18 protein-coding genes are annotated in these 19,165 nt (G+C 71.4%); 10 read left to right on the forward strand and 8 right to left on the reverse strand.

Annotated elements, in window-relative coordinates; genetic code table 11:
* Positions 1 to 4: 4 nt before the first annotated feature.
* Positions 5 to 952: an ABC transporter substrate-binding protein gene (locus tag ABIC63_RS06740; protein WP_354319209.1), complete on the reverse strand. Its 948-nt coding sequence runs from the start codon at positions 950 to 952 to the stop codon at positions 5 to 7.
* On the reverse strand, positions 949 to 1,689 hold the full coding sequence (locus ABIC63_RS06745; protein WP_354319163.1) for a TetR/AcrR family transcriptional regulator: 741 nt from the start codon (positions 1,687 to 1,689) through the stop codon (positions 949 to 951). Before ABIC63_RS06745 ends, ABIC63_RS06740 begins: the two co-directional genes overlap by 4 nt.
* Positions 1,690 to 1,848: 159 nt before the next feature.
* On the opposite strand from ABIC63_RS06745, the gene ABIC63_RS06750 reads away from it, so the two are divergent.
* Positions 1,849 to 3,900: an acetoacetate--CoA ligase gene (locus tag ABIC63_RS06750; RefSeq protein ID WP_354319164.1), complete on the forward strand. Its 2,052-nt coding sequence runs from the start codon at positions 1,849 to 1,851 to the stop codon at positions 3,898 to 3,900.
* A gap of 82 nt (positions 3,901 to 3,982) precedes the next feature.
* A complete protein-coding gene (locus ABIC63_RS06755; protein WP_354319165.1) occupies positions 3,983 to 5,209 on the forward strand; it encodes an MFS transporter in 1,227 nt (408 codons plus the stop codon).
* 14 nt (positions 5,210 to 5,223) lie between these two features.
* Here ABIC63_RS06755 and ABIC63_RS06760 read toward each other — a convergent pair whose 3' ends face one another.
* The 3 genes from ABIC63_RS06760 to ABIC63_RS06770 form a co-directional block, all read right to left on the reverse strand.
* Entirely contained in the window at positions 5,224 to 6,021 is a 798-nt protein-coding gene (locus tag ABIC63_RS06760; RefSeq protein ID WP_354319166.1) for a hypothetical protein, read from the reverse strand.
* A gap of 39 nt (positions 6,022 to 6,060) precedes the next feature.
* On the reverse strand, positions 6,061 to 6,828 hold the full coding sequence (locus ABIC63_RS06765) for a hypothetical protein (protein WP_354319167.1): 768 nt from the start codon (positions 6,826 to 6,828) through the stop codon (positions 6,061 to 6,063).
* 231 nt (positions 6,829 to 7,059) lie between these two features.
* Positions 7,060 to 7,464 (reverse strand): phage holin family protein, encoded by a 405-nt coding sequence (locus ABIC63_RS06770; protein WP_114801701.1) that lies wholly within the window; start codon positions 7,462 to 7,464, stop codon positions 7,060 to 7,062.
* Between the two features lie 144 nt (positions 7,465 to 7,608).
* Here ABIC63_RS06770 and ABIC63_RS06775 point away from each other — a divergent pair, with 144 nt between their 5' ends.
* Complete coding sequence (locus ABIC63_RS06775; RefSeq protein ID WP_354319168.1) at positions 7,609 to 7,920, forward strand: plasmid stabilization protein; 312 nt, start codon at positions 7,609 to 7,611, stop codon at positions 7,918 to 7,920.
* A gap of 144 nt (positions 7,921 to 8,064) precedes the next feature.
* On the forward strand, positions 8,065 to 8,568 hold the full coding sequence (locus ABIC63_RS06780) for a hemerythrin domain-containing protein (RefSeq protein WP_294366082.1): 504 nt from the start codon (positions 8,065 to 8,067) through the stop codon (positions 8,566 to 8,568).
* Between the two features lie 126 nt (positions 8,569 to 8,694).
* On the opposite strand, the gene ubiM is transcribed toward ABIC63_RS06780, so the two are convergent.
* Both ubiM and ABIC63_RS06790 read right to left on the reverse strand, forming a co-directional pair.
* Positions 8,695 to 9,894: a 5-demethoxyubiquinol-8 5-hydroxylase UbiM gene (gene ubiM / locus ABIC63_RS06785; RefSeq protein WP_354319169.1), complete on the reverse strand. Its 1,200-nt coding sequence runs from the start codon at positions 9,892 to 9,894 to the stop codon at positions 8,695 to 8,697.
* Between the two features lie 66 nt (positions 9,895 to 9,960).
* Complete coding sequence (locus ABIC63_RS06790) at positions 9,961 to 11,832, reverse strand: adenylate/guanylate cyclase domain-containing protein (protein ID WP_354319170.1); 1,872 nt, start codon at positions 11,830 to 11,832, stop codon at positions 9,961 to 9,963.
* A gap of 257 nt (positions 11,833 to 12,089) precedes the next feature.
* Between ABIC63_RS06790 and ABIC63_RS06795 the strand changes: the two genes are divergently transcribed.
* Together ABIC63_RS06795 and ABIC63_RS06800 are read left to right on the forward strand one after the other, a co-directional pair.
* Positions 12,090 to 13,169: a flavodoxin family protein gene (locus tag ABIC63_RS06795; protein WP_354319171.1), complete on the forward strand. Its 1,080-nt coding sequence runs from the start codon at positions 12,090 to 12,092 to the stop codon at positions 13,167 to 13,169.
* 191 nt (positions 13,170 to 13,360) lie between these two features.
* Positions 13,361 to 13,891, forward strand: a complete 531-nt coding sequence (locus ABIC63_RS06800; RefSeq protein ID WP_294366075.1) for a Spy/CpxP family protein refolding chaperone — start codon at positions 13,361 to 13,363, stop codon at positions 13,889 to 13,891.
* 87 nt (positions 13,892 to 13,978) lie between these two features.
* Here ABIC63_RS06800 and ABIC63_RS06805 read toward each other — a convergent pair whose 3' ends face one another.
* Positions 13,979 to 14,398: a hypothetical protein gene (locus tag ABIC63_RS06805; protein WP_017757197.1), complete on the reverse strand. Its 420-nt coding sequence runs from the start codon at positions 14,396 to 14,398 to the stop codon at positions 13,979 to 13,981.
* Between the two features lie 263 nt (positions 14,399 to 14,661).
* Between ABIC63_RS06805 and ABIC63_RS06810 the strand changes: the two genes are divergently transcribed.
* From ABIC63_RS06810 to ABIC63_RS06825, 4 genes are read left to right on the forward strand one after another with little or no spacing between them, the layout of a single operon-like run.
* Positions 14,662 to 15,444 (forward strand): endonuclease/exonuclease/phosphatase family protein, encoded by a 783-nt coding sequence (locus tag ABIC63_RS06810; RefSeq protein WP_354319172.1) that lies wholly within the window; start codon positions 14,662 to 14,664, stop codon positions 15,442 to 15,444.
* Between the two features lie 27 nt (positions 15,445 to 15,471).
* A complete protein-coding gene (gene clsB / locus ABIC63_RS06815) occupies positions 15,472 to 16,761 on the forward strand; it encodes a cardiolipin synthase ClsB (RefSeq protein ID WP_294366069.1) in 1,290 nt (429 codons plus the stop codon).
* Between the two features lie 5 nt (positions 16,762 to 16,766).
* Positions 16,767 to 17,744: a lysylphosphatidylglycerol synthase domain-containing protein gene (locus ABIC63_RS06820; RefSeq protein ID WP_354319173.1), complete on the forward strand. Its 978-nt coding sequence runs from the start codon at positions 16,767 to 16,769 to the stop codon at positions 17,742 to 17,744.
* Positions 17,745 to 17,794: 50 nt separating this feature from the next.
* Positions 17,795 to 19,078 (forward strand): putative DNA modification/repair radical SAM protein, encoded by a 1,284-nt coding sequence (locus ABIC63_RS06825; protein ID WP_354319174.1) that lies wholly within the window; start codon positions 17,795 to 17,797, stop codon positions 19,076 to 19,078.
* Positions 19,079 to 19,165: the final 87 nt, after the last annotated feature.

Genomic DNA, 19,165 nt, shown 5'->3' on the forward strand with positions numbered 1-19,165 from the left:
CGCCTCAGCGCGCGATCAGCCGCGCCACGTCGGGCGCGCCCTTGAGCATGTCCTGGTCCTTCATCAGCCCCACCCAGTAGGCCAGCTGCTTGTCGGTGACCACCGGCCCGGGCGGCGAGATCTGTACCTTGGCCAACACCTCGGGCGGCAGCTTGATGTACTTGCCGATGGCCGCGCGCACCCGGGCGTCGTTCTTGGGCTGGCCCATGAAGGCCGCCGCCTCCACCAGCGACTCGCGAAAGGCGCGCACCGCCTGCGGGTTCTTCTCGGCCCAGTCGCGGCGGGCGGCGTGCACGATGGTCTGGTTGCCCTCGGGCAGGAAGGTGGAGTAGTAGCTCGCCACGTAGCCCGCGCCCGATTCGGTGATGCGGCTCATGAAGGGATCGGCCGACACCACCGCGTCCACCGAGCCGCCGCGCAGCAGGTCCGCATGCTGCGGGAAGGCGGCCTCGACGAAGTTGACCTTGCGGTAGTCCACGCCCTGGTCCTTGAGCCAGGCGCGGAAGGTCACGTGCAGGAAGGCGCCCAGGCCCGGCACGCCGATCTTCTTGCCCACGCAGTCCTGCGCATTCTTGATGCCCGAGCCGGCGCGCGCCACCAGGCCGAAGCCCGTGATGCTCTTGGCCGTGAGGCCGCCGCCGGCCACCAGCACCAGGTCCAGGCCGCCATCCACCGCCTGCAGGAAGACCGAGGGCGTGGGCCCCCCGATGGTGAGCGAGTTGGACTGCAAAGCGGCCGGGATGGTCGAGTTGAGCGGGATGAACTTGGGCTCCACGTCCAGCGCGCGCTTGGTGAAGTAACCCTCTTCCTTGGCCACGAAGACCGTGGCGAAGTCGGTCACGGCCGTGAAGCCGAACACGATCTTCGTCGTGCCCTGCGCGCGGGCGGGCAGCGCCGCGGCGGTCAGTGTGGCGGCGCCGAGCGCCGAGAGTGCGGTGCGTCTTTTCATCAGGCTTGTCTCCGTGGGTTGGTCTTCTTGGCAGGCGCCGCGGTCGTGCGGGCGGCGCGGGGACGGGGCATGGCGGCGCGCAGCCCGCCGGCGATGAAGGCCACCAGCAGTGCGCTGCCGGCCGCATCGTTGGCCTGAGCCTCCCCGCCGGACAGGCGCTCCACCCGGGTATCGGTCAGGTGGTGCAGCAGCGCGCCGAGCGCGAACTGATAGCCCCAGGCCACCTGCGCCCGCGTGGCATGGGGCAGGGCGCGCTGCAGGGCGTCGATGAAGGCGTTGGCCAGCGGGTCGAAGTAATGGCGCAGCACGCGGTCGGCCTCTTCGGTGACGTGCGAGAGCTCGCGGGCCACCAGCCGCGCGTAGTACTCGCCTTCGCTGCTGGCGCGCAGGGCCAGCACCGGCGCGGTGAAGGCGTCGATGATGCGTGGCAGGGTCTTTGCGTTGGCCGGGTCGATGGGCACCGCGGCCAGCGCGGCCAGCCGACGCTCGATGGTCTGGTTCCAGTGCTCGAAGATGGCCTCGAACAGCGCATTCTTGGGGCCGAAGTAATAGCCCACCAGCGCCAGTGGCACGCCGGCTTCGTCGGCGATCTGGCGGATGCTCACGGCGTGGTATCCGTGGCGGGCAAATAGCTTTTCGGCCGCCAGCAGGATGGCGTGGCGGCGGTCCGGACGGGGCTCGGCGGCTGCGCCACGGGCCGCGCGGCGCGCGGGAGGAGCGGAGGTCGGCCGGGCACTCATGCGCCTATTGAACGACCGTACAACAGTCTTGCACACACGTACAAACCATGAGCCGCCGCTCCCTGCCACGGCACCGGGTGGGCGGCGCCAGTCGCGCAGACGACGCGGCTGGGGCCAATCCGCATTGAGCGTGCTGCACCGCCGCACTACGCTGCCCGCATGACCGCTCCCGCCTACGTTCCCCAGATCCGCCTCTTCCAGAACTGGCTGCGCGACCACCGCGGCCTGGTGTTCGACAGCTACGACGCGCTGTGGCAATGGTCGGTGACCGACCTGCATGGCTTCTGGCAGGCCATCTGGGACTATGCGGGCATCCAGTCGCCCACGCCGCACCGCGCGGTGCTGGCAGACCGACGCATGCCGGGGGCCGTGTGGTTCCCGGGCGCGCAGGTCAACTACGCGTGGCAGGTGCTGCGCCACGTCGAGCCCGCGCATGCGGCGGGCATGCCGGCCATCGTCAGCGAGAACGAGGCGGGCGAGGTGCGAGAGATGTCCTGGCCCGAGCTCCAGCGCCAGATCGCCTCGGTGGCGCTGACGCTCAGGGCGCTGGGCGTGCGGCGCGGCGACCGCGTGGCGGCCTACCTGCCCAACATCCCCGAGACCATGGTGGCCTTTCTGGCCTGCTCCAGCATCGGCGCCGTGTGGAGCGTGTGCGCGCCCGACATGGGCACCGCCGCCGTGGCCGACCGCTTCCGGCAGATCGAGCCCAAGGTGCTGATCGCCGTCGACGGCGTGCACTACGGCCAGAAGGCGCTGGACCGCAGCGCGGTGGTGCGCGAGCTGCGCGCGCAGCTGCCCACCGCCGAGCGCCTGCTGCTGCTGCGCACGCCGCATGCGGCCGAGCCGTTGCCGCATGACATCGACTGGACCACCGCCAGCGGCCGGGACGATGCCGAGGTCGCGGCCTTCGCGCCCGAATGGCTGCCCTTCGACCATCCGGTGTGGATCGTCTATTCCAGCGGCACCACCGGCCTGCCCAAGCCCATCGTGCACGGCCAGGGCGGCATCCTGATGTCGATGGCGCTGTCGCAGATCCATTACGACCTGGGCAGCAGCTATGCGGCCAACAGCTTCGGCGAGCGCTTCCACTGGTTCAGCTCCACCGGCTGGGTGATGTGGAACGCGCAGCTGTCGGGCCTGGTGTCGGGCACTACCTGTGTGCTCTACGACGGCCATCCGGCCCACAGCAAGGAGCAGCCCGACTGGTCGGTGCTGTGGCGCTTCGTGGCGCGCCACGGCGTGACCTTCTTCGGTGCCGGCGCGGCCTACTTCAGCAACTGCATGAAGGCCGGCGTACGCGCCGTCGACTGCGGCAACCTCTCGCGCGTGCGCGTGCTGGGCAGCACCGGCTCGCCACTGGCGGAGGAGGTGCAGCGCTGGGGCAGTGCGCAGATGCAGGAAGCGAAGCTCGCCGCCGGCCTCGTGCCGAAGGCCGGCGCGCTCAAGGGCGGCGCCGATGGCGAGGCTTGGTGGTGCAACATTTCTGGGGGCACGGACTTCTGCGGCGCCTTCGTCGGCGGCAACCGCGAGCTGCCCGAGGTGCCGGGCCAGATGCAGTGCCGCTTCATGGGTGCCGCCGTCCATGCCTGGAACGAGAACGGCCAGGCCGTGATCGGCGAGGTGGGCGAACTGGTCTGCACCGAGCCCATTCCCTCCATGCCGCTGTACTTCTGGAACGACCCGGGCAACGCGCGCTACCTGTCGAGCTACTTCGACACCTATCCCGGCGTCTGGCGGCATGGCGACTGGCTCAAGGTGGGCACCGACGGCGGCTGCGTCATCTACGGCCGCAGCGACGCCACCATCAACCGCCAGGGCCTGCGCATGGGCACCAGCGAGATCTACAACGCGGTGGAGTCGCTGCCCGAGGTGCTCGACTCCATGGTGGTCGACCTGGAGTACCTGGGCCGCGACAGCTACATGCCGCTCTTCGTGGTGCTGCGCCCCGGCGTGGCGCTGGACGACGCGATGCGCCACAAGCTCAACGACGCGATCCGCGCCAGCCTGTCGCCGCGCTTCCTGCCTGATGACATCTTCGAGGTGGCCGAGATCCCGCGCACCCTCTCGGGCAAGAAGCAGGAGCTGCCGATCAAGAAGCTGCTGCTGGGGCAGCCCATCGACAAGGTGGTCAACAAGGAGGCCATGGCCAACCCGGGCTGCCTGGGCTGGTACGTGGCGCTGGCGGAACGGCGGGCGCAGGCCGCAGCCTGAGCCAGCGACGGCGGCCGGCCGCCCGGCCTGTCGCACCGGTGGTCGATGGCGCTGCGGCGGGGGCCGGACAATGGCCCTCCACATGCCGTCCCCGTCAGCCACTTCGCGCGGCCTCGTCGCGCTGACCTTCGCCTTCTCCCTCAGCCAGTTCTTCCGCAGCTGCCTCGCGGTCATCGCGCCCGAGCTGCAGCACGACCTCGCGCTGTCGCCCGCGGGCTTCGGCGCGCTGTCCTCCTGCTTCTTCCTGGCCTTCGCCGTCGCGCAGGTGCCGGTGGGCGTGGCCTTCGACCGCTGGGGCGTGGGCCGTCCCAGCCGCTGGCTGCTGGCCATCGGCGTGGTGTCGGCGGCCCTGCTGGTCGGGGCGCCCAATGGCGCCGCCGCCATGGTGGCGCAGGCGGGCCTGGGGCTGGCCTGCGCACCGGTCTTCATGGGGCTGATGCATTACGCGGCCGAGCAGTTGCCGCCCGCGCGCTTCGCCGCCTTCATCAGCCGGGCCAATGCCGTGGGCATGGTGGGCTCGCTGGTGGCCACGGCGCCACTGGGCTGGGCGGCGCATCGCATCGGCTGGCGGCCGGCCATCGCGCTCGGCGGCGTCGCGATGCTGCTCGCCTGCATCGGCGTGTGGCGGCATGTGCGCGACCAGGGCCATGCCCTGGCCCGGCAGGAAAGCCCGGCCGCCATGGTGCTGGCCAGCGCCGGCCTGCTGCGCCGCAGGGCGCTGTGGACGCTCATCCCGATGTGCATCGCCATGGCGGCAGGCACCAGTTTCCGCAATGCCTGGGGCGGGCCCTACTTCGCGCAGGTCTTCGGGCTGGGGGCCGATGCGCGGGGACTGGCGCTGATGGTGGTGAGCGCTGGGGGCATCCTGGGCGCGCTGACCATTCCGCTGGTGGTGCGCCGCAGCTCGCTGCGTGCCACCGTGGCGGGCTGGACGGCCTTCTCGTTCTCGGCGGCCCTGGCGCTCACGGCCTGGCCCGCGGTCGGTCTGGCGCTGGACCTGACCCTGCTGACCTTCGTGGTCACGGCCGGCATGCTGCATCCGCTGGTGATGAGCCACGGCCGCGCGCTGGTGCCCGCGGCGCTGCGCGGACGGGGCCTGGGCGTTCTGAACACCTGCGTCTTCCTGGGCTCCGCCGGCGCCTCCTGGGCCTTCGGCCTGATCGCCGAGGCGGGCCAGCGCCGCGGCTGGCCGGTGGATGGCGCCTTCGCCGCCATCTTCGGCTGTGCGGCGGCGCTGCTGCTGGCGGGCCTGCTGCCCTACCTGTTCAGCCCTCCGCCGGTGGAAGAGGCGCCCTCGCGCCCGTCCTGAGTCAGGTGCTCTTCTCAGGCCGCCGGCGCGAGGATCGACGCGCGCAGCCGGTACTCGGCCTGGACATGCGGCATGGGCTGGCCGCGCTGCAGCGTCTCGATCCAGGGCCGCAGCACGGGCCGGGGCCGCCACGTCACGCCCAGTGCGAGCAGCAGCGGCCTGGAGGCCCGGCCGAACGGCAGCAGCTGCACCCGCCCGTCGGGCGCGATGAGCGCCACCACATGCCGGGCGCCCATCACCGGCGCCAGGCGCCAGGCGGACAGGTCGGGCGCCGCGTACAGGCTGAGCCTGCCCACCCGTGCGCGTCCGGCCAGGCGGTAGAGCTGACAGCGGTTCTTGCCCTCGCCGGCCCAGAAGAGGGGGATGCCGGCCAGGCCATGGGCGGTGGCGTCCATGGCTTCGGGGTCCGCATGGAGTTCGTCCACGAGGGCGCGCAACCGTGCCTGTGGCCGCTCGGGCGTGAGGCGATAGGCGTCCTTGCGCACCCAGCCGAGCGTGCACCAGGGGGGCAGGCTGCTGCGCTCCCAGGTGCCGACGGGCTCGCCGGTGGCGGCGAACCAGTCGCCCAGCAGATGCCGGGCAAAGCGGTCGGGCAGGTGGGAGGTCCGGAGCGCGGCGGCCTGTTGCAGCGTCAGGCCGTGCGTGGCCAGGACCTGTGCGGCACGGCCGTGCCGGGGCATGTGCTCGGGCCAGCGCACGGCATGGTCCAGCGCCTCCTTGAGTTCGCACAGCGGCTCCACCAGGCTGCGCCAGCCGTCCGGGACGAAGGGGCCCGTGCGTTCGAGAGTGGGTGAGGGGGGCGAGTCGATCATGGGGATGGAAGGGAATCGGGGTGAGGCGCGAGGGGCCGGTCAGGGTGTTCCGGCGGTGCGGAGCGCGGGCGTCGGGAGGCTGGGGAAGTTCTTGCGCATCACGCCGGGAAGGGTCGCGAACAGCGCCTGGCGCAGGCCGTCGTAGGCGGTGCGGTTCTCCTTCAGCAGCGTGTCGTAGGCGTAGTAGCGGGGCTCGGCCGACCGGAACGACACCGAATCCCAGGCCAGCGGCGCCAGCTGGTCGTCGCGTAGCGCGTACTCCACCCGGGCATAGGGTCGGAAGCTCGAACCCAGGTCGGGCGCCCAGTAGGCGGTGGAGATGCGCAACAGCAGCACGTCATGGCCCGGCGTGGGCGTCAGCCCCTCCAGGTGCAGTTCCCCGGCCGTGCCCAGGGCGCGTGCGGCGGGCGTGAGCTTGACCTCGCGGCCGGTCGAACGCAGCGCCTCGGCCAGGCGCTGCGCGTACTCGTGGTTGAGGGCGAGGTCACTGCCCTCGCCGCGCACGGCCTGCGTGAAGCGCTGGCTGCGCTCGCCGGCCTGCTGGGTCGCGTTGCCGCGGCTGAGGGCATCGACGCCCATCGCCGCCAGCGCACCCACGGGGCCCAGCAGCCCGATCAGGCCCACGGCGGGAATGGCCCCCGAGTCGCGCACCACCAGTTCGGGCTCGGCGTTGTAGAAGATCTCCACGCGCGGATGCGGCAGCGGATGGCCCGGGGTGGCACTGACGGGCGTGTTGTCTGGCTGTGGTCGGCCCGCGCATGCGGCGAGCATCGCAGCGACCACGCAGATCGAAATGGCGCGTCTCATGACGTCTCCTTGCCGGCTCCCTGTGAATCGTTCTGTCGATTCTGGGCAGCTGCACGGCGATCGCCATGGCCTGATGTCGTGAAAGCCGCACTCGGCGGCCCAACACCGTCAAAAGCGGCGCGCACACGCGTCGCTTCTTTAACAGGCTTGCAGATTGGTGAACGGAAAGCGGGCGGGCGTGACGTGTGTGACGACCGTGCCCCGCTGCAGGCGCGGCAGGCGCGGCGGGCGCTAGAGCCAGTTGCCCGTGCCTTGCGGCAGCTGGATGCGGGTGGCCGGGTCGCCGCCGTCCACCAGCGTGCCGATCAGCATGCTCAGCAGCGAGATGAAGATGCTGGCGAACAGGGCGGTCCAGAAACCCGACACCCTGAAGCCCTTCACCAGCGCCGCTACCAGCAGGATCATCAGTGCGTTGATGACCAGCAGGAACAGGCCGAAGGTCAGCAGCGTGAGCGGCAGCGTCAGGAAGATCAGCAGCGGCTTGACGATGGCATTGGCCAGACCCAGCAGCAATGCCGACACCACCAGCGAGCCCGTGCCGTCGAACTGCAGCCCGCGGAAGATGTGGCTGGCCACCCAGAGCGAGAAGGCGGTGATGGCCCAGTGGAGGAGGAAGGGCGTGAGGTTCGCGAGCATCGGCCGATGATAGGTCGGCGTCCCGGCAGGCGGCGCCGCGCCCGCCGTACCCCGCCACCCGCGCACAGGGCCGTTTCGCTTCGGCCTACAGGCGCAGACGGCCACGGGGCGAGCATGTGCTTTCTTGCAACACAGGAGATCACCATGCCCCGTGGCGACAAGTCCGCCTACACCGGCAAGCAGAAACGCCAGGCCGAGCACATCGAGGAAGGCTACGAATCGCGTGGCGTCTCCGAGAGAGAGGCCGAGCGCCGCGCCTGGGCCACCGTGAACAAGGAGACCGGGGGCGGCGAGTCGAGCGGCTCGGGCCGCGGCCATGCCACGAACCATGCACCCTCGCGCAAGGGCGGCCATGCCGGAGGCCAGGCATCGGCCTCGCGCACGGCGGCGGAGCGTTCCGCCTCGGCAAAGAAGGCCGCGGCCACGCGCAAGCGCAACGCCGCAGCGAAGCACTGAGCGTCCGTCGGCCCGCTTGGCAGCGAGGCGGCGCGGGGCTGGGTGTGGACAGCGGCTTGGCTTGCCTTGCGCCCCGTCAAGGCGGTGGCTGCCATGCCGGCCTACCCTGCAATCTCCCCCAACCAACTGCGTGGAGAGACGACGATGGCCACCCTGCAATGGTCCGAAGCCCTGGTGCTGGACGCCCCCGTGATGGACCGCACCCATGAGGAATTCGTGTTGCTGCTGGCCGACGTCGAGCAGGCGCCGGACGAGCAACTGCTGGCGTGCTGGAGCGGGCTGATCGACCACACCGATGCCCATTTCTCGCGCGAGGACCAATGGATGCAGGCCACGGGCTTTTCCGTCGCCAACTGCCACAGCGTGCAGCACAAGGTGGTGCTGCACGCCATGCGCGATGGCCTGGCGGCCGGGCAGCGCGGCGATCTCGCCCTGGTGCGCGAGCTGGCGCGCCAGCTGGGCGCCTGGTTCGTGCACCACGCGCAGACCATGGACGCCGGCCTCGCGCTGCATCTGCGCAGCGTGGGCTTCGACATGGAGACCGGCGAGGTCGGCCGGCCCCACGCGCTGCCGGCAGAGCCGATGAAGGGCTGTGGCTCCACGGCCTGTTCGCCCGCTGCCGAAGAGGCGGTGGCGACGCCCGCCTGAGGCGGGCTGGCGCTGGCGTGCGCGCCGGCGGCAGGGAATGCCTCGCGCCTTGCGCGGCACGCGTGCCCGCAGCGGTTGCCCGCGGCCGAAGGCGCGAAGCCCTCGACATTTCCTCTCTTCAGTCGCTCAGAAACGTGCGGGACCGGCTCCGATCAGCTGCCGCGTGATGGCGGCGCGCACCGGCGGCAGCCGGCGTGCGGCTTCGAGCACCAGGCTGCGCAGCAGCCGGTGCGGGCCGGTCTGTCCGGCATAGAGGCGCGCCACGGCATTGGTGCCGTGGTAGATCGGCGCCGTCTCGCGGCGGTGCACCCGCTCGTACCGTTGCAGCCGGTCCGCCCGGCCCGGGTCGTCGGACAGGGGCCGCTGCGAGAGGGCGGCACACAGGCTGCGCACGCCTTGCAGCCCCAGGTTGAAGCCATGGGCAGTGACCGGGTGCATGCCCACGGCGGCATCGCCCGCCAGCGCGAAGCGGTGGCCCGCAAAGCGTTCGGCATAGGTCGCCACAAGCGGATAGGCGTTGCGTTCGCCGGCCACGCGCAGCGGGCCCAGCCCGTCGCCGAACTGGCGCTGGATCTCCTGCGCGAACGCGTCGGCCGGCAGGCTGCACAGCCGAGAGGCCTGCGCGCCCGGCACCGTCAGCACGGCAGAGCTGAAGCGGCCCGGCAGGGGCAGCATGGCCAGCGTGCGCTCCGGACCAAAGCATTCGTGCGCCACCTCGCCATGGTCCGCGGCCTCGTGGGCCACGCGACAGACCACCATGGTGCGGCCGAAGTCCTGCAAGGCAGCGCCCACGCCGAGCTGGCGCCGCAGGCCCGAGAAGCGGCTGTCGGCCGCCACCAGCAGCCGTGCGCGCAGCGGCGCGCCGCCTTCGCGGGCGATGTGGGCATGGTCCGCGTCGATGTGCACCTGCTGCACGCGCTGGCCGGGATGCAGCCGCAGGCGCTCCTGCGATGCGGCCGCCGCAAAGCATGCCCGTCGGATCGCATGGTTGGCAACGATGGCGCCCAGCGCCTCGCAGCCTGTTCCCGCCGTGTGGAAGCGCAGGGCGGGCGAGGCGGGGCCGCCGTCCGTCACCCGGGCTTCGCGGATGCGGCCGATCGCCGCGGCCGGCAGGTGTGGCCAGATGCCCAGCTCGCGCAGCAGCCCGACGCTGGCGTGGGTCAGGGCGATCTCGCGGCCGTCGTCGGCGGGCGCGGCGAGGGCGTCGGCGTCCTGATGGTCGAGCACGTCCACGCCGTAGCCCTGGCGGGCGAGGGCGATGCCCAGGGCGAGTCCGGTGGGGCCGGCGCCCACGATGGCGATGTCGAGCGGATCGGTGGAGCGCATGGGTCTCGCGGCGGAAGTCGGGCCGTCCATTGTGGCCAGCGCCCTGCCGCATCGGCTTGACCGGCCTCAACCCGTGGCAGCCCGGTCCTCGAGCAGTTCGTACACCGTCAGGGGCGCCTGCCGGCCGCGCAGCAGGGTTTCGGTGGCGATGCGCCGCACGGGCAGGCGCTCGGCCACGCCTTGCCAGGTGGCCTCGGAGATGAGGATCCGCGTGCCCAGCGCGGTGTTGAGTTCTTCCACCCGGCTCGCCACGTTGACGGCATCGCCGATGGCCGTGTAGGCCAGCCGGTCGTTGGAGCCCAGCACGCCCGCGATCACCGGCCCGGTGTGGATGCCGATGCGCGTGGGCAGCGGCGCGCGGCCCGCGGCCCGTGCACGGTCGTTGAGGGCGTCCACCTCGGCCTGCAGGTCGAGGGCGGCGCGGCAGGCGCGCAGCTCCGCGTCGGGCAGCGCGGTGGGGGCACCCCACAGCACCATCATCCCGTCGCCGATGTACTTGTCGATGGTGCCGCCATGGCGCGCGATCACCGCCGCCGTCAGGTTGAAGTAGTCCGTGAGCTGCGCCACCAGCACCGGCGCGGGGGTGCCTTCGGCCAGCCCGGTGAAGCCGGCGATGTCGGTGAACATGATCGTCACCCGCCGCAGCCGGCCGCTGGCGCCCAGGGGCAACCCTTCGGCCATGAGCTGCCGCACCAACTGCACGGGCACGAACTGCCGGAAGGCGCGCAGCCCGCGGGCGGAGTCGTCCAGGGCCTGCGCCAGGTGCTGGATCTCCAGCACGCGGCTTTGTGCGGGTGCCGGGCCGTCCAGCTCCAGCCGTCCGATCCGGCGCGCGAATTCGGCCAGGCGCTCCACCGGCGCCGTCACGCGGCGGGCCAGGCGCAGCGACAGCAGCAGCACCACGCCCAGTAAGCCCAGCGCGGTGGCCATCGCGCCGCCGACCGCCCGGTGCACGCCGCCCAGCACGCGCTCCTCGGGCACCCAGCTGACCAGCCGCCAGCCGGTGGCCACGATCACCGAACTCTGCACGAGGTAGCGCTCGCCGCGGTAGGTGATCGTGAAGCTCGCGGCTCCTGCGCGGGCCAGCGGCTCGCGCAGGGCCGCGAGCACGCCGTCGGCGGGCGACTCCAGCCGGGTGATGCGGCCGGGCCGGTCGCTGCGCGCCAGCACGCGCAGGTCGGCGCTGAGCAGCGCGCTGTCGCCCTCGCCGGCGCGGGCGAACTGGCGCACGAAGTCCGACAGCCGGCCCAGGGTCACGTCCCCCGCCGCCACCTGGTCCGGGGCGTCGTTGTCGCGCGTGCGCAGATCGGGCCGCGCGTAGGTCACGCCCAGCTCGTGCGCCACCTGGAACTCGTAGGGCGCGGTCCACACCGGGCGCCCCGCCTGCGTGGCCTGCCGATACCAGGGAGCCGCCAGCGGGTCGTAGCTGCTGGTGAGCATGCGCCTGCGCGTGGTGGCAAAGCGCTGCGCCGGCATCAGCCGAAGGTCGGGGCGCACCTTGTAGTCCCAGGTTTCGGTGGTGGCGTCGTGCGCGCGCACGATGCGGCGCACGGCGAGGTCGGGGTAGCGCTGCACCATCAGCATGCGGCCGCGCGCGTCGGCCACGTACAGGCTGTCGAGTTCGGGCGCCTGCTGCAGCAGCACCCACAGCAGCTCGGCGGTGTCGTCGGCGCTGCTGCCGGCAGGCGCAAGGTGGGGCGCCTGCACCATCGCGTCCACCGCCGTGGCGGCCCGCTCCAGGAAGGCCTCGACCTTCTCCTGGACCCGCTGGTGGCTGGCCCGCTGCGCTCCCTCGCCGAAGGAGGAGACCAGCCGTTGCGCGCCCCAGCCCACGAGCGCGATGAGCACGAGCGACTGCGCCAGCACCAGGGCCGCGATGAGGGTGCCCACGTCGACCCGGAAGCGACGGGAGCGGGGCAGGGGGGACGCGAGCGACATGCGAGCGGGGCAGGGTTGCCGCAGCAGGACCGTCGGCGGCCCATGATCTTGCGGGCCGCGGACCGCCGTCCTGCTGATTCCGCAGCGGTGCGGGCCGGATGGCGCAAGGCGTCGTGGGCTCGTGCAGACGCAGCGTCAACAGAGGTGGAGGAGGGCGGACGCGTGTTTGCAGTTCTCCAGGCTGTCGGCGCGGGCTTACCGCGCAAGGCGGCACGCGCGCCGGCCGCGGCCCCGGAACAACTCCTACGCTGCCGCGCATGAACGATCCCCACGCCCCCCGCACCGGCCAGGCGCCGCCCACCCTCTCGCGAGAGGCCTTCCACGTGCAGTTCATGCAGGTCTTCCACGACCCGGCCTTCCGCGCGGAGGCCGAGGCGATCGGCCGCATCGAACAGGTGGCCTGGGAGGCGTACGAAGACGGGCGCAAGGCGCCGGTGACGCGGGAGGCGGGGCCGGGGTATGCCGATCCGGACTATGCGCTGTCCGTGGACTGGATCGAGGCGCGTGCGCGCATCGACGCGGCGCAGGCCGCATGGAGCCGGCCCGAGACGCGCTCGCGCGTGCTGCTGATCAACGGCTCGCCGCGCAACGACGGCAGCTGCCCCGGCGAGATGTCCAAGAGCTGGCGCCTTCTGCAGCTGGCGCGCGAGGTGCTCGAGGGCCAGGGCCTGCAGTGCGACGTGCTGGACCTGAGCCGGGTCACCTCCGACTATGGCCGGCACATCCATCCGTGCAAGGGCTGCGCCTCCACCGCCATGCCGCTGTGCCACTGGCCCTGCAGCTGCTATCCCAACCATTCGCTGCGGCAGACGGGCGACTGGATGAACGAGATCTACGAGCGCTGGGTGGCGGCACACGGCGTGATGATCTTCACGCCCACCCACTGGTACCAGGCGCCCACGCCGCTCAAGGCGATGATCGACCGGCTGGTCTGTGCCGATGGTGGCAATCCCGATCCCACGTCCACCCACGGCAAGAAGGCCGCGCAAGCCAAGGCGCTGGAGCTCCAGGGCTGGGACTATCCCAAGCACCTGGAAGGTCGGGCCTATGGCGTGGTGGTGCATGGCGACGTGGCGGGCATCGAAAGCCTGCGTCGCAACCTCTGCGACTGGCTCGACTGGATGGGCCTCATCGACGCGGGCACCCAGGCCAGACTCGACCGCTACATCGGCTACTACGAGCCGTACGCGACCAGCCACCAGACACTGGACGCCGACGAGGCCATGCAGGAAGAGGCCCGCAATGCCGCCCGCGCGGTGGCGACGGCCGTAGGGATGCTGCGCGCCGGTCGCCTTTCCCCGCCCGATGCGCGCCTGAAGAGGCCGCGGCCCAAGTAAGCAGCTGCAACGCCCGCGCGAGGGTCGCGGGGTTGCGGCTCCTCGATTCCTGCCCGATCACGCGGCAGGCTTCACGCTTCTTTACCTCGACACACCTGTCGCTTACCGAGGGCGAACGCCGTCTTGACCTGCGGGGCGCACAGTCGTCTCCACGCTGCCGATCCGGTGGCGGTCTTCGGAAAGGAAGCACCATGAAATCCCGTCGTCATTCCCTCCTCGCGGCCGGCCTGCTGGCCTGTGCCGCCTTCGCCGCCTCCGCGCAGCCCGCGCCGTCGGCCCCGGCAGAGGGCGCCCCGCCGCCGGCCGGCATGCACGGCCAGCGCCATGGCAAGGCCATGGACCCGCAGCAGCGCATGGAGCGCATGAAGGAGCACCATGCCAAGCGCATGGAGGCCCTCAAGGCCAAGCTGCAGCTGACGCCGGCCCAGCAGCCCGCCTGGGACGCCTATGCCAGCGCCTTCACGCCGCCAGCGCGTCCCCCGGCGGCGCGTGAAGATCTGGCCAAGCTCAGCACCCCCGAGCGGCTGGACCGCATGCAGGCCCGCCAGGCGGAACGCCAGGCCCGTTTCGCCAAGGTGGCCGATGCGACCCGCGGCTTCTATGCGCAGCTGTCGCCGCAGCAGCGCCAGACCTTCGATGCCGAGACGCTGCCGCGCATGCATGCACGGGGCGAGCATCCGCACGGCCACGGTCCGCGCCCTGGAGACGCTCCCCGCGGCTGACACGCTGAGCGGCTGCCCATGAAAAAAACCCCGGTCCATCGGCCGGGGTTTTTTTCGTGCGGCACCGCGGTGCGGCGCCGATGCCGATCACTTCGGCGTGCCGGTCATGTTCTTGGGGTTGGTGGGCACGTCGGGACGTTCGCCGGTGTTGCCATAGGGCCGGCGCTGCATGTCGGCCTTGGTGTCGGCACGGACTTCGGCGCGGGTGTTCTGGTTCACCGGAGGCGTCGGATTGGGCTGGCCGTTCATCACGGTGCTCGGCTGGCCGCTGGGTGTCGTGGTGTTGTCGGGCATGCGGTTGTTGGCCCGGGCCTCGGCACGCACGTTGTCGCGCTGGGCGGGCATGGTGCCGTCGGGGCGCTGCGTGGGGTTGGGCACGCCAGCCGGCGTCATGGTGCTGGCCTGGCCTTGCGTCGCGGGCACCGTGGTCTGCGCGATGGCGCTGGCGCCGATGGCCATCAGGCCGGCGGCGGCGAGTGCGGACAGGGTGCGAGTGGTGCGGGTCATGGGTCTCTCCTTCGATTGGATGAAGTTGCGGGATGACGTCGCCATCCCGACGACGTGCAAGCACCGTAGCGGGGCCGATTGCGACACCCGTGTGGGCGTCGGCTGCGCGCCCCTGTAGGAGCCGCATCCGCAAGGGCCGCTGCCGAAGCGAAACCGGCTGGCGAAAAAATGGGCGTGGGGAACCGGACGCGCTCCTACAGGGCGTTTCCGGCCCTCGGCCTACAACACGGCCCGTGTCCTCACTGCTCCGATCCGATCTGTCCATGCCCCCGCCCGAGCCGGCCGCGGCGCCCGCGCCCGCGCGTCGCCTCAAGGTGATGACGGTGAACACGCACAAGGGCTTCACCACCTTCAACCGGCGCTTCATCCTGCCGGAACTGCGCGAGGCCGTGCGCACGGTCGGTGCCGACGTGGTCTTCCTGCAGGAGGTGCTGGGCACGCACGAGCGGCATGCCCGCCGCGTCGACAACTGGCCCGAGGCACCGCACTACGAATTCCTCGCGGACACCATGTGGCCGCAGTTCGCCTATGGCCGCAATGCGGTCTATCCGCGCGGCCACCATGGCAATGCGCTGCTGTCCAAGTTCCCGATCGTCCAGCATCGCAACCATGACGTGTCGGTGGCGGGGCCGGAGAAGCGCGGCCTTCTGCATTGCGTGATCCGCATGCCCGGCCTGGCGGGCGACCTGCATGCCATCTGTGCCCACCTGGGCCTGGCCGAGGCGCACCGGCAGCAGCAGCTGGAGCTGCTGTGCCACATCGTCCGCGACGAGGTGCCCGCCGATGCGCCCCTGGTCGTGGCGGGTGACTTCAACGACTGGCGCAGCCGCGCCAATGCCGTGCTGGAAGACGGCGCCGGCCTGAAGGAGGTCTTCATGACCGCCACGGGCAAGCCCGCCCGCACCTTCCCGGCCCGCTTTCCGCTGCTGCCGCTGGACCGCATCTACGTGCGCAATGCCGGCGTCTCTTCGCCGGTGGTGCTGCCGCGCACGCCCTGGTCCCACCTGTCGGACCACGCGCCGCTGGTGGCCGAAATCCATTTCTGATCCCTTGCCCATGGAGCGACTGCCCTCATGACCGCGCCCGCATGGCACGCTGACAACGACGTCGAACTGCTGGAGAACGGCGAGGCCTTCTTCCCGCGTGTCTTCGAGGCCATCCGCCGCGCCGAGCGCGAGGTGGTCATCGAGACCTTCATCCTCTTCGAGGACAAGGTCGGCCTCGCGCTGCATGAGGCACTGTGCGAGGCGGGCCGCCGTGGCGTGAGCGTCGACCTCATGATCGACGGCTTCGGCTCGCCCGACCTGTCGGCGCGCTTCCTCGGCGAGCTGGCCTCGGCCGGCGTGAAGGTGCGCGTGTTCGACCCCGGCGAGCGCTTCTTCGGCAAGCGGCTCAACGTGTTCCGCCGCATGCATCGCAAGATCGTCGTGGTCGATGGCTGGCGCGCCTTCATCGGCGGCATCAACTACTCCGCCGACCACCTGGCCGACTTCGGCCCCGAGGCCAAGCAGGACTATTCGGTCGAACTGCGTGGCCCCATCGTGGGCGAGCTGCACCGCTTCGTGCTGCGCGAGATCGCGCTGGGGGCACGCAAGCCGCGCTGGTACCGGCGGCGCATGAAGCGGGTGCAGGCGCTGCAGCAGTCGCCCGCCCACCATGACGCACCGCCCACGGCCACCCGGCTGCGCGGGCCGCAGGCGTCGCAGGGCATGCAGGCCCTGCTGGTCACGCGCGACAACCGCCATCACACGACGGACATCGAGCGCCATTACCTGGAGGCGATCCGCAAGGCGCGTCGGCGCGTGGTGATCGCCAATGCCTATTTCTTTCCGGGCTACCGCTTCATCAAGGCCTTGCGGCAGGCGGCGCGGCGGGGCGTGGATGTGCGGCTGATCCTGCAGGGCGAGCCCGACATGCCCATCGTGAAGAAGGCGGCGAGCATGCTCTACCACCACCTGCTGCATGCCGGTGTGCGCATCTACGAATACTGCGAGCGCCCGCTGCACGGCAAGGTCGCGCTGGTGGACGACGAATGGAGCACCGTGGGATCGAGCAACCTCGATCCGCTGTCGCTCTCGCTCAACCTCGAGGCCAACGTGGTGCTGCGCGGCGAGGGCTTCAACCGCGTGCTGTCCGAGCGGCTGGAGCACCTGATGCGCCACAGCTGCAAGCAGATCGCGCCCGAAGACCTGGCCGAGGAGTGGAGCGGCTGGCGCCTGGTGCGCAGCTTCTTCGTCTTTCACTTCCTGCGCTGGTATCCCTCGCTCACCAGCTGGCTGCCGCGCCATGCGCCGCAGCTCAAGCCGGCGGTGCCGCCGGCTGCGGCCGCGCCCCTGGGCGCGCAGCCGGCCGACGCCGTCTGACGGCCATGCCGACGGCCGCCTCTGCCCGCGCGCCAGCCCGGCCGGCGGCGTCCGAGCGACGCTGGTGGCCCTGGCTCAAGCGCGGCGCGCTGTGGGCCTTCCTGCTGGGGGTCGGATGGCTGATCGTGCGGCAGGCCCGCACCATCGAATGGGACGAGGTGCTGGACGCATTGCAAGCGCTGCCGCTCGCCCTGGTGGCCGCCGCGGCGGCCCTTGCGGCCTTCAGCTTTGCGCTCTACACCACCTTCGACCTGCTCGGCCGTCACCTTAGCGGCCATGGCCTGCGCGCGCCCACCGTCATGGGCGTGGCCTTCATCAGTTACGCCTTCAACCTGAACTTCGGCTCGCTGGTGGGCGGCGTGGCCTTCCGCTATCGGCTTTATTCGCGGCTCGGGCTGCGCGCCTCGGACATCACGCGGGTGCTGGGCTTCTCGATGCTCACCAACTGGATCGGCTACCTGCTGGTGGCGGGCGCCGCCTTCGCGCTGTCGCCGCTCGCCCTGCCGCCGGAGTGGCGCATCGACAGTGGTGGGCTTCGCGTGCTCGGCGTCGTGCTGGCGGCCGTGGCCCTCGTCTACCTGCTGCTGTGCGCCTTCGCGGGCGGGCGCTCGATGACGGTGCGCGGCCATGCGCTGGAAGTGCCCTCGCTGCGCATGGGTGCGCTCCAGCTGCTGCTGTCCGCGGCCAACTGGTCATTGATGGGCGCCATCGTCTGGCTGTTGCTGCAGGGGCGTGTCGACTATCCGCAGGTGCTGGCCGTGCTGCTGGTCGCGGCCGTGGCTGGCGTCATCACCCATGTGCCCGCGGGGCTGGGCGTGCTGGAGGCGGTCTTCGTCGCGCTGCTGTCGCACCAGGTGCCGCAGGCCCCTTTGCTGGGTGCGCTGCTCGCCTATCGGGCGGTGTACTACCTGCTGCCGCTCGTGATGGCCGTGGTGCTCTACGGCGCCACCGAATGGCGGGCGCGCCACCGGCGCAAGACCTGACCCCGCGCGGGGCCTTCGCACTGCGGCGCCGAGAGCTGTATATTCATCCAGTGGACCTCCAGCGCAAACTCGCCATCCTCGCCGACGCGGCCAAGTACGACGCCTCCTGTGCCTCCTCCGGCACGGACAAGCGTGACTCGCGCGGCGGACGCGGCATGGGCTCGACCGAGGGCATGGGCATCTGCCACAGCTATGCGCCCGATGGACGCTGCATCTCGCTGCTGAAGATCCTGCTCACCAACTTCTGCCAGTACGACTGCCTCTACTGCATCAACCGCGTGAGCAGCAACGTGCCTCGGGCCCGCTTCTCGGTGGACGAGGTGGTGCAACTCACGCTCGACTTCTACGCCCGCAATTGCATCGAGGGCCTGTTCCTGTCCAGCGGCATCATCCGCAGCCCCGACTACACCATGGAGCAGCTGGTCGAGGTGGCGCGCATCCTGCGCGAGGCGCACGATTTCCGCGGCTACATCCACCTCAAGACCATCCCCGATGCCGATCCGGTGCTGCTGGCCCGCGCCGGGCGCTATGCCGACCGGCTGAGCATCAACGTCGAGCTGCCCACGCCCGCCGGCCTCGAGGCCCTCGCGCCGGAAAAGGACGCCACGGCCATCCGCCGTTCGATGGCCCGCATGGCGGTGCACATCGGCGAGGCCAAGGGCCAGGCCGGCGACGACGCGGTGGCCGCGGCCAAGGCCGTCTCCCTGCCCGTCACCGGCCCGCGCCGCGGCAAGGCGCCGCGCTTCGCGCCCGCCGGCCAGAGCACGCAGATGATCGTCGGCGCCGATACGGCCACCGACGTGGCCATCCTCGACACCAGCGCCAACCTCTACGGCGCCTATCGGCTGCGGCGCGTGTACTACTCGGCTTTCAGCCCCATCCCCGATGCGGCCAGCCGCCTCCCGCCCGCAGCGCCCCCGCTGATGCGCGAGCACCGCCTCTACCAGGCCGACTGGCTCATGCGCTTCTATGGCTTCGAGCACCACGAGATCGTGCCGGCCTCGCAGCAGGGCATGCTGGCGCTGGACGTCGACCCCAAGCTGGCCTGGGCGCTCGCGCACCGCGAGCGCTTTCCCATCGACCTCAACACCGCCCCGCGCGAGCTGCTGCTGCGCGTGCCCGGCCTCGGTGTGCGGGCCGTGCAGCAGCTGTTGGCGGCGCGGCGCCACCGGCGCCTGCGGGCCGAGGACCTGCGCCGCCTGCGCGTGCCCGTGGCGCGCGTGATGCCCTTCGTGCAGCTCGATGGCCATCGTCCCGCACGGGCGCTGGAGTCGCCCGCCTTGCGCGCCACGCTCGCCGCGCCCGCGGCGCCCGTCCAGGCCCGCCTGTTCTGAGCATCCGGCGTGGCGCGTCAGGGCGGCGGGCGCCACGTTCGGGCGCAGCGTGCAGGTCCGCGCACGCGCTGCAGTCCCCCGCTGACC

It is taken from the genome of Pseudacidovorax sp. 1753 (assembly GCF_040544975.1).
Lineage (GTDB): Bacteria > Pseudomonadota > Gammaproteobacteria > Burkholderiales > Burkholderiaceae_C > Xenophilus.